The sequence below is a fragment of the Vibrio sp. PSi01 genome (genome assembly GCF_054960695.1).
The window spans coordinates 367,438-383,106 of sequence record NZ_JBHNYN010000002.1 but is presented as its reverse complement, the minus strand read 5'-3'; the positions used below and the strand labels follow the sequence as shown (position 1 = coordinate 383,106).

Genomic DNA, 15,669 nt, shown 5'->3' with positions numbered 1-15,669 from the left:
CAGACCAAAGAACATAAAAAATAAGGACAACAACATGAAGTTAAAAGCACTCGCTCTAGCAGGCTTATTGCTCACTCCTCTTGCTCACGCTAATAGCGATATTATGGTTCATGATGCGTACGCTCGTGCAACACCGCCTTCAGCAGTGAACAGCGCGGTATTCACGACTCTGATGAACCACAGCGATAAAGATCGCGCTATTGTTTCTGCAGCAACACCAGCAGCAGGAAAGGTAGAGCTTCATGATGTTATCGTTGATGGCGACGTAATGAAGATGCGCCAAGTTCAAGAGATCACAATCCCTGCGAATGGGGAAGCGATACTGAAACCAGGTAGCCTACACATCATGTTGTTCGACCTAAAAAGCAGCTTAAAAGAAGGTGATCAAATCGAGATGACATTAACCTTCGCCAACGGTGAAACACAAACCTTCGATGCACCAGTGAAGAAAGTGATGAGCGGCATGAAAAAGATGAACCACGACCATCATTAATCGCATTCACAATTGATGGAATAATTTAAGCCACGATGACTTTTTGCCATCGTGGCTTTTTTAAACTGAGCTCGCTTTTTGATCTCGCCAAAAATCAATAGTTGTTGAAGGAACAAGCTAGAAATGGCGCTTCGTTAGCCGAACAACGCGCTAATAGAAATCCGCTTTCTAAGATATATAAACTGTACAATCAGAGAGCCGCAACCTTAAGAAAGCCTCCGATTAAGCCTTTTAGGTTAACGACTATAAGACGACTTAGCCCTACCCTGTTAATCAGGTGGGGCTTTTTTATTTCAATTTGGTATCTGTATAACTATTTCTGAATACAATGATTTTGCCAATAACAGTTTACATACCCCAACAACCAGAATATTGCCCCTTACAAACATAAACATGTAGACTTATAGACCAACATTAACACATTTATTTAACATTTAGCTCCAAAAACGCCACTGGACGCAAACAATCACCCTAAAAGTAAACTATTCCTAGACACTCTCTTAGATCTCGCTAATATTACCGCCCATTCCACTAGTGTATAGTTGGATTTGGTACAACTTTATAAAAAGATACATCACTATAATAATTTAACAATTGCAGGTATTTTATGCAAAACAACAACATACTCGCCCGCATCGCTCGTGGGAATCTAGTCCTACAGATCCTTGCTGGTATTGTTTTCGGTGTCGTTCTCGCCATGGTTTCTCCTTCAGCAGCTCAAGACGCAGGCCTACTCGGTAGTCTGTTTGTTGGTGCTCTGAAAGCTGTTGCCCCAATTTTAGTATTCATTCTTGTTGCAGCTTCTATCGCAAACCAAAAGAAAGGTCAGCATACTCATATGCGTCCAATCATTGTGCTTTACCTGATTGGTACTTTCTCTGCAGCCTTAACGGCAGTCGTTCTAAGCTTCATGTTCCCAACCACTTTGACACTGGTTGCTGGCGCTGAAGGTGCGAACCCTCCACAAGGTATTGCTGAAGTTCTTCATACTCTTCTATTCAAGCTTGTAGATAACCCAGTAAGCGCGCTAATGAACGCAAACTACATTGGTATTCTAGCTTGGGCAATCGGCCTTGGTCTTGCTCTGCACCACGCATCTGCAACAACTAAAGCGGTTTTCGAAGACCTAAGCCACAGTGTTTCGCACATTGTTCGCTTCATTATCCGTCTTGCACCATTCGGTATCTTTGGCCTTGTTTCGACTACTTTCGCAACAACGGGTTTCGATGCTCTAGCAAGCTACGGTCAATTGCTAGCTGTTCTACTAAGCTCAATGCTGATTATTGCGCTTGTGGTTAACCCACTACTTGTATTTATCAAGACAAAGCAGAACCCATACCCACTTGTACTTCAATGTATCCGTGAATCAGGCGTAACAGCATTCTTCACTCGTTCAAGTGCTGCAAACATTCCAGTTAACATGAACCTTTGTAAGAAGCTAAACCTAGATGAAGATACTTACTCTGTATCTATCCCTCTAGGCGCAACGATCAACATGGCGGGTGCTGCAATCACTATCACTGTGTTAACACTTGCAGCTGTGCACACTATGGGTATCGAGATTGATATCTTCACAGCAATCCTACTAAGCCTAGTTGCTGCGATTTCAGCGTGTGGTGCATCGGGTGTTGCTGGCGGTTCACTACTGCTTATCCCGCTAGCATGTGGCCTATTCGGTATTTCGAACGATGTAGCGATGCAGGTTGTAGCGGTTGGTTTCATTATTGGTGTGATTCAAGATTCTGCTGAAACAGCACTTAACAGCTCAACAGACGTTGTGTTCACTGCTGCTGTATGTAAAGCAGAGCAAAACAAAGCGTAATAAGCTCTAAGCTCTAAGCTCTAAGCTCTAAGCTCTAAAGTAAATAGCACATAAACAAAAAGGGAAGCAGATGCTTCCCTTTTTTTGTTGTTCTTATCTTCCAGATTATCGTTAAAGCTTTAGCTAGTTGACCATTTTTATCACTCAATCTACACCTATCTTGTCGATGACTTCTTGAACAGATGCACTAGAGCTTGCTTAGTGGTTATTCTTCCAACTAGGCTCGACTGCAGACTGACTAAAGTCCAAAGAACCACTGTTAACGCTTGATGGCTTATCTGATGATGGCTGATTCACGTTAAGTTCTTGTTCTGTCATCGCACCATTATGGTTGGCTGTCGCCTGTTGTCCGTAATCCATATTAGAAACATGCTCACTCGAAGCCTCTGTCTTTGGGTGACCACTCTCTACACCTAACTCATCAATATCTTCATCTGAAGCTTCTTTTACTTTCTTAGGGATAGGCACATTACGCTTGTAGAGCTTATTGAGCGCTTTGACGATTGAATGCTTAGTTATCGCCTCTTGCGTTAGCTTGGTCATTATCGGCTTAGTCAGAGCCTGTAGACCCACGACCGCATCCACACCAAGATCGCCCCCAACTTTGTCTCGTAATTGTTTCGCATCTGAGTAGCCAAAGTGTGCTGATAAAAACAGCCAGATATAAGCAATTGCACTGCCATGTTCACCATGGTCTATCCAAGCTTCGCCGGCTCTAAACATGGCTTCTGCGCTGTTTTTTTCAGCTGCGGTTTCAAACCAGTACACAGCCTCACCATGATTAGGTTCTATACCAACGCCGTTCAAATAACATGTACCCAGTTTGATCTTGCCATCTAAACTGTTTTTTTCTGCTGCCTTGCGATACCACTCAACGGCACTTTCTGCTGAATAGTCTGAATTTTCTTTATCCAAACACCAGTCGCCCATAAACAGCATTGCTTCGGTATTTCCACCTGCAGCTGACTCTTCGATGTAAGTGTAACCTTTAGGGATATTCTTATCCGTACCGCGACCAAACACGAGCGCTTTACCCATCTCAAATTTCGCAACCAAATCATTATCCAGTGCGGATATCGCAAGCTGCCAAAAATTGGCTTTTTCTCTTAAAATCAGGTCTTCTTTGCGCTTCATACTGAGTCGCACAACGCCATACATACCGTTGATATTATCTAAATGAGCCGCTTTGTCATACCAATACAAAGCTTCTTTAATATTGTTACGTTCAGCCTCTTTCGCTAAATACAGAATCGATGGCGTATGGCCTGTTTCAGCCTTAAAGTGGCGTTCTTTTTGTTCTTGTATTCGAGCCTTTTCAATCGCCTTTCGGTAAGCAACTGCTCGCGCTTTTCGTTCTTGCTCTAACCGTTGCTTTCTTAGCGATAAAGAAATCAGCCAAACGGCCACAAGTATTAACGAAAGAGCCGTCGCACCAATTGCGATTCCCATTGTACTCATAAAATATATTAACCTAACTCGGCTGATACAAATCTCTATATCGAGGTGTCATCAACCATAGTGAATGTTTCGAATTATAGGGAAAAGCGTCGTTATTGACACGTTCCGCCCCAAAATGAACTTAGTTCAGTATCTCAGGAATACATAGCGATAAAAAGCCTGCAGAGACCTATCGTTATGCGCTCCCCAAATGGTGTGATCTTGCTTCAATATAGAGTGATATTGAAGAACCGAGTATCAGAAAAATCTGTAAAACGGTAGCAAGCTTGGTGTATTTCTCTTCGTAGCTTCACATACTGTCGTCACATCGTTAGTTCAGCTTTCCATAAACGTAAGCAAGCTCGGCAACTGTTTTCGCAGAGAATTTCTTCATCAAACTCGCTCGATGTACTTCCACCGTTCTCACTGCAATACAAAGTTCATCGGCAATTTTCTGGTTGCGCTTGCCATCAATGATCTGCTTGAGGATGTCTACTTCGCGCTCGGTTAACGAAGCATAAGCTTGGCGGTACACATTCATATGTAAGTGCTTTTCAGAAGCCTCCAAACCTTGTTTGATTGCCTCAGCTAACTCATTGCCTTTCACTGGCTTTTGGAAGAAATTCAACGCGCCGGCTTGTAAAGCTTCTACCGCCATTGGCACGTCGCCATGCCCTGTCAAATAGATCACCGACAGTGGGCTCTGCGCTTTCATCATTAATTCGTGAACTTGTTGTCCTCTCATTTCAGGCATTCGACTGTCTAACACCACGCACCCCGGCGCACTCAAATCCACTGAATCCAGAAAATTCAGACCATCTTCATAAGCTAACACCGTAAAATCATGCTCTTCCAATAGGAACACCAATGAGTCTCTCATCGATTCATCGTCATCAACCACATAAACCGGCAACATTTGATGAAGTTCAGACATAACAAGATTCCTTATGAATCATTTGAAAGAGAAAAAGGTAACGTCACTGAGACGTGACAGCCATGAGGAGTCAATGATTTGATGGCCATTTGGCCGCTGTGGTCTTCAATCACGTCTTGGCAAATCGCAAGCCCTAAACCCAAGCCGTTTTCTTTGCTACTCACAAAGGCTTGAGTGACTTGTTGTTCGGTGAAATCTAAACCCGTGCCGTTATCGATAACCGACAGCATCATTTTATCCGGTTGATACTCGGTAATCACTTTAATTGTTGGTGGCTCGCTGTTTTTGTTATCAATATCAGACGTAGCGCTTTGTTCACGATGCATCTGTGCATTACATGCGTCGGTCGCATTGTTGATCAGGTTTACAATCACTTGTTGTAGCCCCACCGAATCAACATACAGCTCAATAGGCTTACCTACGGCATGACGTTCAACGGTTATCTTGTGTTTCTGTAATCGAAATTGCAGCAATTCGATGGTGTCGGTGAGTAACTGTTCGATGTCAGTCTGGGACTTCTCAGATGAGCGTTTCTTTATCATGTTTCTTAGACGTTGAATGATCGCATCAGCCCTATCCACTTGCGACTGAATCTTCTCGAACACAGGTTCAATATCGGTCAATGGTTTGTTCTTCGAAATCCGTAACAAACCGCCTTCGCTGTAGTTACGAATGGCCGCCAAAGGTTGGTTGATCTCATGTGCGAGGCTGCTCCCCAACTCGCCCACGACTGCAATGCGTTGAGAGTGCTCGAGTTGCTCACTCTTACTTTTTAGCTTGTGCAACATGGCTTCCAACTGCTTTTTACTTCGACTGAATTTGTACTCCAACCAGAAGTGGTAAGCATTCAGTAACACCACAAGAATGAAGAACGCCCATGCCCATTGCTGATTGTACTTAAGCCAGATTAACGCCTCTTTCCACCAAGGTTGTTGTAGTGGGTGCATATCGAGTTGTTGATAAAGCTTGTCTATCGAAAGCAGACTTGTCGGTGATGTCCAACCCGATGCATTCGCTGCAATCGCGGGCGCACTGCTTTTGGGCATCGCAAATAGTACCTGACTCATCTGTTTGGCCAGAGTCGAAGAAGCCCGCTCTGTTTTGGCAAACGACCAGTTGGGGTACAACGGCGTAGACACTTGGCATCGGAATCCTTCTGGAGCTTGATTCTCGATAATTCGATATTGTCCCGCCACCAGCAAACCTTCACTGATCATGCTCTCGACCAAACACGCAGGCACCACCGCAGCTTCAATGTGCCCTTCACGCAGTTGATACAGGCTGGCATCAATAGGGAAACCTAAGAACTGAGTATTAGAGAAAAAGTGATTAGGGTTGAGCCCTTGTTGCATCACTTGGTAACGCATAGTGAGGTAACCACCAAATGCATTTTCCGAGACCGCCGCAATCGGCTTACCGCTCAATTGTTCGAGCGAAATATAAGGCGACATTCTTCTCACCACCAAGGCCGAACCAATACTTTGCGTATTGCTGGCTCCCGACTGTTCAAAGTTATGACTGGTCATGGTGGCCATCCAAGAGAGCGCATACTGGCGTCCTAAGCGAACCGCCTGACCGGGGTTGGTGATAACAAAGTCGACCTCAACACCTTTTACCGCGTCGGCCATCTCTTCCAAGTTGAAAGGCTTGAGAACAAAGTGTTTTCCGGGAATGCGCTCCGACAACCAATCCATTGTCGGCTGCCAACGCTGTTGAGCGGAAAGCTTGCCTCGAATAGCCAATACACCGACCTCAATAACCTGTTCCGACTCAACAGTGCCTGTCCTTGTAATCTCTTGCTCCGTTTGAGCGGCTAAACACATTCCTGCGGTTAAGCTCAACCAACAAAGGCTAACGATTGATATTAGGTTTCGGACTGTCACTAAAATCTCTTTCTCCACACTGACGGCATATCCACACTCAAATAACGCATTGATGACACGTTAAATAGAGCCTTGATACAAAGCATAACAGCTAGATTAGTAAAACCACATTTGTTCTAGATCAATTTTGATCTGGGTATGTGGAAATCCACAATACCCCGTGTACGGTCAAAAACTGACAATGAGCTCAACAGAAAGAATACCCATTTATAGGTACCACTATGGACTCATTGAAAAGACGGTTTCTCAGCCAATTCGGTAAAGTTTCCGCCGGTGCTGCGCTCATTCCCATTGCCGGAATCAACACCGCAGTCGCGAGCACAGCCATTCGCAATAACAACCAACCTGACCGCAAAGGCGAAATAGGTAAACGCTACGCGATGGCGATTGATTTACGTAAATGTGTTGGTTGTCAGGCATGTACTGTTGGCTGTAGCGTTGAAAACCAAGCGCCGATTGGCCAGTTCAGAACCACTGTAAAACAGTATGAAGTCTCCCTTGATGATGGTTCGACAGCTCAACAAGACGTGAAATCTTTCATGTTGCCTCGCCTTTGTAATCACTGTGACAACGCTCCCTGCATCAAGGTTTGTCCTGTTCAAGCGACCTTCCAACGTGAAGACGGCATTGTAATGGTCGACAACGAACGTTGTGTAGCTTGTGCTTACTGTGTTCAAGCTTGTCCTTACGACGCTCGATTCATCAATAGCGACACCCTTACCGCAGACAAATGTACCTTCTGTGCACACCGCCTTGAAGACGGCTTGCTGCCCGCTTGTGTCGAAACCTGTGTTGGTGGGGCGCGTGTCATTGGTGACCTCAAAGACCCAAACAGCGAGATCAACCGCCTGCTTAATGAAAATCGAGACGACATCAAGGTGCTCAAGCCAGAGCAGAATACCAACCCCCATGTTTTCTATATCGGCATGAACGAGCGTTTCGTTAACCACATTGAAGGCCAACCTGCGATTTATGATCCAGCCGCCATCGATAACTCATCCTTTAGCAAACAAGACTCGGCAATCGCAGCACTAGGAAAACAAGGAGAGACAGCATGAATATCACTGAGGTGTTAGTTCCCGCTCAAGAGATCGCTTGGCTACCGTGGGCGGTTCAATATTTCTTCTACATTGGTTCAGCTTACGCGGCGGCTATTCTGTTTTTGATTGCACTGATCTTCAAAAACTCGACCAGTCATCAATTTCGTTCTGCCCTTGTGCTTGTGATGGCCATCGGCGCAATTGTTGGCCCACTGGCGCTAACCGGTGACTTACACCAACCTGGCCGTGCGTGGCACTTCTACGCTCACATCACACCTTGGTCATGGATGTCATTAGGCTCTCTGTTTCTTCCTCTGTTCTCTGGTCTGGCTGTCGCGACAGCTTGGGTTTACCTGCGTGATGACATCGCACAGCTTAAAGAGAGTGAAAACCCGCTTCTAAAGCGTTTGTCTTGGCTAACACTAGGGCAATGGCAGGTTTCAGCAAAACTGATGATTGCACTCGCTGCTGCGACCGCTATTTCTGGCTTAAGCATCGCGCTTTACACAGGCGCCGAGATTGCAATTTTGGCGAGCCGACCGCTTTGGCATCAACCGGCTTCTCCGCTGCTTTGGTTTACGACCGCATTCTTTGCTGCAACGGGTTTAACGCTGTTGATTTGGGCTCTGCTGCCTTCAAACAAGCCAAGCTTAAAACCGACAGACCTCGCTCTAGTACAAAGAACCATTACCTTAACAGGTGGCCTTGCCATCATTCTTACCTCGATTTGGGCATCTAACCATGGTCACTTCAACCTGTATGAGAACGACGCTTGGGGCATCAATTTAGGCATCATGACTACCAGCATTTTGCTATGCATGATCTTAGTTTTGCCACTGCAACGTCTATCTCAAAGCAAGCTAGGAATTGTCTGCATAGCGCTAGCGACCATCGTTTCAGCATGGGCGGTGCGTTGGGTCACCATGATGGAAGTTCAAACCATTCCACGTTTTGATGTAGGCCCATTCCCTTATGAACTGCCTATGGGTAGCGCTGGGTTACTTGGCATTATTGGTATGTGTGGCCTTTGGTTAGCGCTTGCGCTGTTCGCTTCTGAAATCGTGTCTACTGGATCGACAAGAACAACTGGCTCTTCACAAAAGACAAAATCTAAGTCAAACCAAAACACACCGTCACCACTTAACCGCTCACATAGCTTGTAGTCTGAGGAATCATCATGGATAACAAACGTCGTCAATTTTTGAAAACAGGCCTTGCTGCCGGTGGTGTTGGAGCTTTTGCTGCAGGTTATGCGACAACCACAAAACACATGGTTCACGGTGCTATTGATGGCACCGCAGGTAAGAAAACCAATCACATCCATCACGGTAATTCGTTAGAGACAGAATACCGTGTCGATGAACAAGGTAAAATCACACCGAATCCAAACCAACGCGTTGCACCATCAATGTGTTTTGGCTGCTGGACATTGTGTGGCTTGCGTGTACGTATCGATAATCGCAATGACGAGATCTTGCGTATCTCAGGCAATCCGTACCATCCGCTATCAAGCGACCAACAGATCCCATTCAAAACACCGGTAAAAGACGCCTACATTGGCTTGTCTGGTGAGTCAGGCATCAATAACCGCTCGACAGCCTGCGCCCGTGGTAATGGCATGTTAGAGATTCAAAATAGCCCTTACCGAATCACTCAACCGCTCAAACGTGTCGGTAAACGTGGTGAAGGCAAGTGGAAACCGATCAGCTACGAACAACTCATCTCTGAGATCACCGAGGGTGGTGACTTATTCGGTGAAGGTGAAGTTGAGGGCTTGCGATCGATTCGCGACATCGAAACACCACTTGATCCGAACAACCCTGAATACGGTCCTAAAGCCAACCAGTTACTAGTGACTAATGCCGGTAATGAAGGTCGTGATGACATCTTGAAGCGCTTTGCGTTTAACAGTTACGGCACACGAAACTTTGGTCACCACGGCTCTTACTGTGGTTACGCATTCCGCGCAGGTTCTGGCGCGATCATGAATGATTTAGACAAGTTCTCGCACTTAAAACCCGACTTCAACAACGCAGAGTTCATTCTTTTCATCGGTATGTCTCCAGCTCAAGCGGGTAACCCGTTCAAGCGTCAAGCAAGACAACTGGCTGAAGCTCGTACTAATGGAAAACTGAGCTACACCATTGTGACTCCAAGCCTTCCAGCAGGATCATCAAGCCTTGCGGCGGGCGATCGTAACAACTGGCTACCGATCAAACCTGGCACTGATTCAGCATTAGTCCTGGGCATGATCCAGTGGATCATCGAAAACCAGCGTTACAATCACGATTTCTTGTCTCGCCCAAGCGCACAAGCGATGCAAAAAGCAGGCACCACGCATTGGTGTAATGCTTCACACCTTGTGATCAGTGACGAAACACACCCACAAAATGGACGTATGCTCCGTGCATCGGATGTGGGTTTGCTAGAAACAGGCGAACCGATGTCTGACGATGACGGATTTATCGCACTAGATGTGACAGCGTCACTATTATCATCGCATATTCAGGTGAATGAAGCGGCTCTGTTCGTTGATCAAGACGTAGAAATCGATGGTCAAACCGTTCGTGTTAAGTCTTCTCTACAAAGATTGAAGGAAGAAGCCTTCAAATATGACCTTGCTTACTACAGTGAGCAGTGTGAAATTCCACAAGATCAAATTATTGCGCTGGCGAAACGCTTTACCAGCTACGGAACAAAAGCAGTCGTCGATACCCACGGTGGCAACATGCACACCAACGGCTTCTACAACTCGTTCTCTATCTTAATGCTGAACGCGCTGATCGGTAACATCAACGCGAAAGGCGGTGCGATGGCGAAAGCAGGCGGCTACCCAACTTCTGTTGCAGGTCCACGTTATGACTTTACCAAATTCAAAGGCAAGACTAAGCCGCAAGGTGTGTTCTTATCTCGTAACAAGTTTCCTTACCACAAGACCAGCGAATACAAGCGCCGCGTTGCAGCAGGTGAATCACCCTACCCAACACGCGCTCCGTGGTACCCAATCTCAGCACCGCTTTTAACCGAGCACTTATCAGCAGCCATTGATGGCTATCCTTACCGCGCAAAAGCGTGGATCAACCACATGGCGAATCCACTTTATGGCGTTCCGGGTTTAGACAACTTGCTCGGTGAGAAGCTTAAGGATCCAAAGCAGCTTGGTTTGATCGTCTCTATCGATGCCTTCATCAATGAGACCACAGCATTATCGGATTACCTCGTGCCAGATACGGTTACTTACGAAAGCTGGGGCATGGCAATACCGTGGCATGGCGTTGCGACCAAAGCGATCACCGCTCGTTGGCCGATTGTTGAGCCTAAAACTTCCCGCACTCAAGACGGACGTGCCATCAACCTAGAGAACTTCTTTATTGATGTGGCAAAAACACTGGGCTTAGGTGGCTTCGGCGACAACGTAATCAAAGACAATCAAGGTAACTGGCACGGTATTCATAGCGCTGAAGATTTCTATCTACGCTCTGCAGCTAACTTGGCATTCGTAAAAGGCGGCGTACCGAATGTAGACGCTGAAGATATCGTTTGGTCTGGTCTAGAGCGCCTAGTCCCTGTGATGAACAAAACGCTTAAACCAGAAGAGATGCTCAAAGTGGCGTATATCTTTGCGCGTGGCGGTCGTTTTGAAGACGCAACCAATGCCTACACCAATGAAACCATGAAGTACAAATGGACCAAACCATTGGCTATTTGGAATGAAAAGCTTGGTACCTCTCGCAACACCATCAGCGGCGAGCAATACATGGGGTGTCCTACATGGTATCCACAAAAGCTGGCAGATGGCACGCCATTAGCAGAGCAGTTCCCAGCAAAAGAGTGGCCATTTACTCTGACCAACTTTAAATCCAATATTCACAGTGCGGTATCTAACCTATCACCACGCTTAGAGTCGATCAAAGGCGTGAACCCGGTTTACATTCACCCACAAGACGCCTCTTCTGCAGGCATCAAAACCGGTGACGTATTTGCTATTGAAACACCGAGCTCAACCACACATGCGTTGGCGATGGTGATTGATGGCATCAAACCGGGCACATTAGGCTTTGAACATGGCTTTGGCCATAAAGAGCTCGGTGAACGTGCACACTGGATTGGAGACACACAACAACCAGTAAAAATGAAGTCAAACGATGGCGTTAACATCAATGATATTGGTTTAATTGATCCGACGAGAGAAGGCAAAGGTGTGATGCTGGATTGGGTGGTAGGCGCAGCAGCAAGACAAGCACTTCCGGCTAAGATCTACAAAGTCTAATCAGTGATCCAATACCTATCCCTATTCATTCCTGAATAGGAACGCAGCAGAGCAACTTCGTCATTTGAGGTTGCTCTTCTTTTCTAACCTATTCAACGCCAAACCATCAACCCTTCACATCACTTCCCTACATGTTTCTTACCTAGCCCCATCAAGCGGCTATGCTTATACAATCGGTGCCATAAAAGAGCCTTAACAAGCAGTTACACCGAGGCGAACATGGCAGTTCCCTTGCATTTCGTTAACGGCAGTCAGATTCGCCTATCGAAATTCACATCAATGCCACTATGGTGACTGAGGTTATTAATGTGAGACTTACCTCAAGTTCCAAGTGAATTAATGTGGAAATCCACAATAGCGCGAACAACCAATTATGTCGAAAATGCGTGCATTACAACCAATAGCGACGCCTCATGATTAAGCTGACAATTAAAACTCAAACTTTAACGCTTTGCATCGCTGCTCTAGGAAGCCTTTCTTTATCCGCTTTTGCACAAGCAGCGCCTAACCCAATGCCAGAAGCTGCAGAAACCTGTAGCGGCTGCCACCAAGCCGACGGTAAAGGCATGCCCAACATCGCCCCTATGCTTGCAGGGCTCAATGCTGATTACCTCGAACACCAACTAATCCTGTTCTCAAGTGGTGAGCGTCAAAGCGCAATCATGAAGGGAATGGCTGACGGTGTGTCTGACCCTGCCGTTCGTCGTGAAGTCGCAGAATACTTTGCATCACTGCCTTCATACGAATTCACCGATTTAGAACAGCGCGGCTCACAAGCTGATATCGATAACCCTTATCGTAAACTTGTATTCCAAGGCGATTGGGACCGAAACATCCCAGCTTGTGCAACCTGCCACGGACCAAGTGGGATGGGCGTAGACAAATTCCCACGCTTAGCCAGTCAACACGCCGACTACATTCAAACTCAGTTCAACGCTTGGAAAAACGGCACTCGGAAGGGTGATGATTTGAACATGATGGGCAACATCGCGGGCAAGCTAACCGACGATGAAATCAAAAACCTGTCGTACTACTTCGCATCTTTCCGATACTAAAGGGCTCGCATGAAAACACTACTTCTAATTACCGCAACCCTTGCCTCTGGAATCGCTTATGCCGAAGCTGAGTTGCCTGATCGCCAAACCGAATTACCAGCCGTTGAGAAGCCTCAAGATAACAAATATTTGGTCCCACGAGACTTGGTAAATATTCCTGATGGGGAATTTGGCGACAAGGTAAAACTGGGCTACTCGCTGTTTGTCGATTCACAACAGATGCGCGGTACGTTCGTCGGCAATGAACAAAACTGTGTCAACTGCCACATGCAAGCGGGCATGAAGGCGAATGCAGCACCTCTATGGGGAGCGTATATGGCCTACCCTGCTTACCGTAAGAAAAACGACAAGGTAAACAGCTACGCAGAACGTATCCAAGGCTGTTTCACTTATTCAATGAATGGCCTGCCACCAGCAGTAGGCTCAAAAGAGATGGTCGCGCTCACGGCTTATTCATACTGGCTAGCGATGGGCGGCATCTTAGACAAGAACGGCATGCAAGACACGCCGGTTCCTGAGATCAGCGATGCCGATTTACAAGTCGGAGGAAAAGCAGATAGCTTCCCTCTTCCTGAAGAACTGCTAAGCAAATACCCAATCGATGACCGCAGCAAGTTGGCAGGTCGTGGCTACCCTAAAATTGATAACCCTGAACAAGAACCGTCGATAGCGCGTGGTGAAAAGGTTTACCAAACCAGCTGCCAAACCTGTCATGGTCAAAATGGCGAAGGCATTAAAGGGGCGGATGGCCGATCATACCTACCACCTCTTTGGGGCGAGAATTCGTTCAACTGGGGCGCAGGTATGCACCGAGTGAACACCGCCGCGTACTTCATCTACGAAAACATGCCGCTTGGAAAAAGCCAACAGCTGTCAATTCAGGATGCGTGGGATGTGGCAGCGTTTGTAAACAGTCATGAACGCCCACAAGACCCTCGATACAAAGGCGATGTTGCCGGCAATGCTAAGCGTTACCACAGCCACCAAGGTTACTATGGCAAAGAAGTCGACGGTCATGTACTGGGTTCAAAAGCCTACCCAAGTGGTAAAGAAGTGATTAATGATCACTAATTCGTTTTAAAGAGCAGTAACCGGCTTTCGTGAGTAGTCATGCCTTTCAGTGAGACCGGATAGTTGCTTACACCAGCTATAGCTAAGCTTTACATTGTAAATTGGTTACAACTGGACGAATAAAAAGGAGCCAAATTGTTTAACGATCTGGCTCCTTTTTTGTGTTTGAACGATTAGAAAAATAACTAACCTTGCTGCATCTTCTCCCAAATCGTCGGAGAGCCAATATAGTCTTGAACCGTAGTGATGAATTCTTTAACCAGCTTGGTCTGCTTACGGTGCGGATAAACGGCATAAATAGCCGTATCAGCAGTAGAGATTGGATAGTCTGGAAGTAAAGTGACCAAGCCAAGTTCTTTCATTGAGGCATACAAGTTTGATTGGTCGAGGAAGCCGTACCCTAGGCCATCTCTTACACAAGAGACCATGGTGCGAACATCACTCACCTTATAGTTGCCACGAATCGTTAGGCTTTGGAAAGTGTTGCCATGCGGCTCTTCACTGATACGCAGATGATCGACCGTCATATCGCCATTGGTATAAATTACAGCAGGTAACGCGAGCAAATCTTGTGGCGTTTTAGGTTCGCCATGCTGCTTCACAAAGTCGTTCGAGGCAACCAACATAAAGTTACTGTCGGCAATCTTCTTCGCAATCAAATTCGATTCAACAAGCTTGCTGAAGCGAAATGCGATATCAAACTGCCCTGCGATAATGTTGGCGATCTTGTCGTCCAATGACAGCACGATCTGAACATCCGGGTACTTTCTCATGAACTGCGTGATGATAGGTTGCAGATATTGCTGACCAAAATAGATCGGTGAAGTAATTCGCAGCACACCTTTGGGTTCAGACTGATAGGAATCAGCAATACCTTGGATCTGATTGATGGTATCTTTCAGCACATAGGTTTGCGCGAGAATATCTTCCCCTGCTGACGTCAGCGAGAACGAGCGCGTGGAACGGTTGAGCAGCTGAACACCTAGGTCTTGCTCAAGCTTTTTTATTTGTTTTGAGAGTGATGAGTTGTCCATATCATGCAAGGTTGCCGCTTTGGTAAACGACCCTTGTTGAACCACATCTAAGAACAATAACAACTGATTAGTACTGGGCACTGCGCCTCTCCTGAAATAAAACTCGACTAGCGTTCATCTTTGGGGGTATCCATCACAACCATGGTCGTAATGGATTGAACCTGAGCGCATTCCCCAAGCACATCGGCATGAAACTTCTTATAGCCCGGCAGATCTTTGGTTTCTACCCTCAGCAAATATTCGTTAGCACCGGTAATGTTGTGGCACTCCACCACTTCTTTTTCCATGCTGACATGCTGTTCAAATTCTAGCTGAGCCGATTTGCTGTGGCTCGATAAACCAATCGAAACATAAGCAATAAAGCCGACACCCATCAGGCCATTATCCAGAACCGCGCGGTAACCTTGAATGATACCTTTACGTTCGAGATCTTGTACTCGCCTTAGGGTCGCTGAAGCTGACAGGCCAATTCGTTCTGAAAGCTCGATGTTGGAGATTCTGCCGTCCAATTTAAGCTCTTGCAATATCCTTTCGTCAAATCTATCCATAGGTACTTATTATTGTGCATTTAGTGATAATAGAGGAAATAAAAGCACATAATTGCCTCACTTTCCACCTACTATGTTTCTC

General features: G+C 46.2%; 12 protein-coding genes and 1 pseudogene. 8 read left to right on the top strand and 5 right to left on the bottom strand.

The genetic code is table 11. From position 1 onward, the window contains the following. Positions 1 to 34 precede the first annotated feature (34 nt). The 3 genes and pseudogenes from ACFI6G_RS04840 (at position 35) to sstT (ending at position 2,315) form a co-directional block, all read left to right on the top strand. Complete coding sequence (locus tag ACFI6G_RS04840; RefSeq protein ID WP_010431625.1) at positions 35 to 493, top strand: copper chaperone PCu(A)C; 459 nt, start codon at positions 35 to 37, stop codon at positions 491 to 493. Between the two features lie 101 nt (positions 494 to 594). Further along, positions 595 to 719 (top strand): annotated as a pseudogene (locus ACFI6G_RS04835) (ribosome small subunit-dependent GTPase A); the annotation flags it as partial. A gap of 381 nt (positions 720 to 1,100) precedes the next feature. Then, positions 1,101 to 2,315 carry a serine/threonine transporter SstT gene (gene sstT, locus ACFI6G_RS04830; protein ID WP_010431627.1) on the top strand — a complete coding sequence of 405 codons (1,215 nt, stop codon included), beginning with the start codon at positions 1,101 to 1,103 and terminating at the stop codon, positions 2,313 to 2,315. Between the two features lie 198 nt (positions 2,316 to 2,513). On the opposite strand, the gene ACFI6G_RS04825 is transcribed toward sstT, so the two are convergent. From ACFI6G_RS04825 to ACFI6G_RS04815, 3 genes are all read right to left on the bottom strand, one after another. Continuing rightward, a complete protein-coding gene (locus ACFI6G_RS04825) occupies positions 2,514 to 3,764 on the bottom strand; it encodes a tetratricopeptide repeat protein (protein ID WP_016784328.1) in 1,251 nt (416 codons plus the stop codon). Positions 3,765 to 4,083: 319 nt separating this feature from the next. After that, the gene (locus tag ACFI6G_RS04820) at positions 4,084 to 4,686 is read right to left on the bottom strand and encodes a response regulator transcription factor (RefSeq protein ID WP_462710160.1); all 603 of its coding nucleotides are present in this window, start codon (positions 4,684 to 4,686) and stop codon (positions 4,084 to 4,086) included. An 11-nt stretch (positions 4,687 to 4,697) separates the two neighbouring features. Next, positions 4,698 to 6,569, bottom strand: a complete 1,872-nt coding sequence (locus ACFI6G_RS04815; RefSeq protein ID WP_462710159.1) for a sensor histidine kinase — start codon at positions 6,567 to 6,569, stop codon at positions 4,698 to 4,700. A 221-nt stretch (positions 6,570 to 6,790) separates the two neighbouring features. On the opposite strand from ACFI6G_RS04815, the gene dsrO reads away from it, so the two are divergent. From dsrO to ACFI6G_RS04790, 5 genes are all read left to right on the top strand, one after another. Next, on the top strand, positions 6,791 to 7,627 hold the full coding sequence (gene dsrO / locus ACFI6G_RS04810) for a sulfate reduction electron transfer complex DsrMKJOP subunit DsrO (RefSeq protein ID WP_016795949.1): 837 nt from the start codon (positions 6,791 to 6,793) through the stop codon (positions 7,625 to 7,627). Next, positions 7,624 to 8,772: an NrfD/PsrC family molybdoenzyme membrane anchor subunit gene (gene nrfD, locus ACFI6G_RS04805; protein ID WP_016795950.1), complete on the top strand. Its 1,149-nt coding sequence runs from the start codon at positions 7,624 to 7,626 to the stop codon at positions 8,770 to 8,772. Before dsrO ends, nrfD begins: the two co-directional genes overlap by 4 nt. A gap of 14 nt (positions 8,773 to 8,786) precedes the next feature. After that, positions 8,787 to 11,879, top strand: a complete 3,093-nt coding sequence (locus ACFI6G_RS04800) for a molybdopterin-dependent oxidoreductase (RefSeq protein ID WP_462710158.1) — start codon at positions 8,787 to 8,789, stop codon at positions 11,877 to 11,879. A 413-nt stretch (positions 11,880 to 12,292) separates the two neighbouring features. Further along, a complete protein-coding gene (locus ACFI6G_RS04795; protein WP_462710157.1) occupies positions 12,293 to 12,934 on the top strand; it encodes a c-type cytochrome in 642 nt (213 codons plus the stop codon). 9 nt (positions 12,935 to 12,943) lie between these two features. Beyond that, entirely contained in the window at positions 12,944 to 14,005 is a 1,062-nt protein-coding gene (locus ACFI6G_RS04790) for a c-type cytochrome (protein ID WP_462710156.1), read from the top strand. A 185-nt stretch (positions 14,006 to 14,190) separates the two neighbouring features. On the opposite strand, the gene ACFI6G_RS04785 is transcribed toward ACFI6G_RS04790, so the two are convergent. Both ACFI6G_RS04785 and ACFI6G_RS04780 read right to left on the bottom strand, forming a co-directional pair. Then, the gene (locus tag ACFI6G_RS04785; protein WP_016767381.1) at positions 14,191 to 15,120 is read right to left on the bottom strand and encodes a LysR family transcriptional regulator; all 930 of its coding nucleotides are present in this window, start codon (positions 15,118 to 15,120) and stop codon (positions 14,191 to 14,193) included. 26 nt (positions 15,121 to 15,146) lie between these two features. After that, positions 15,147 to 15,587, bottom strand: coding sequence for an Lrp/AsnC family transcriptional regulator (locus ACFI6G_RS04780; protein WP_010431662.1), 441 nt, complete (start codon positions 15,585 to 15,587; stop codon positions 15,147 to 15,149). Between the last annotated feature and the right edge of the window lie 82 nt (positions 15,588 to 15,669).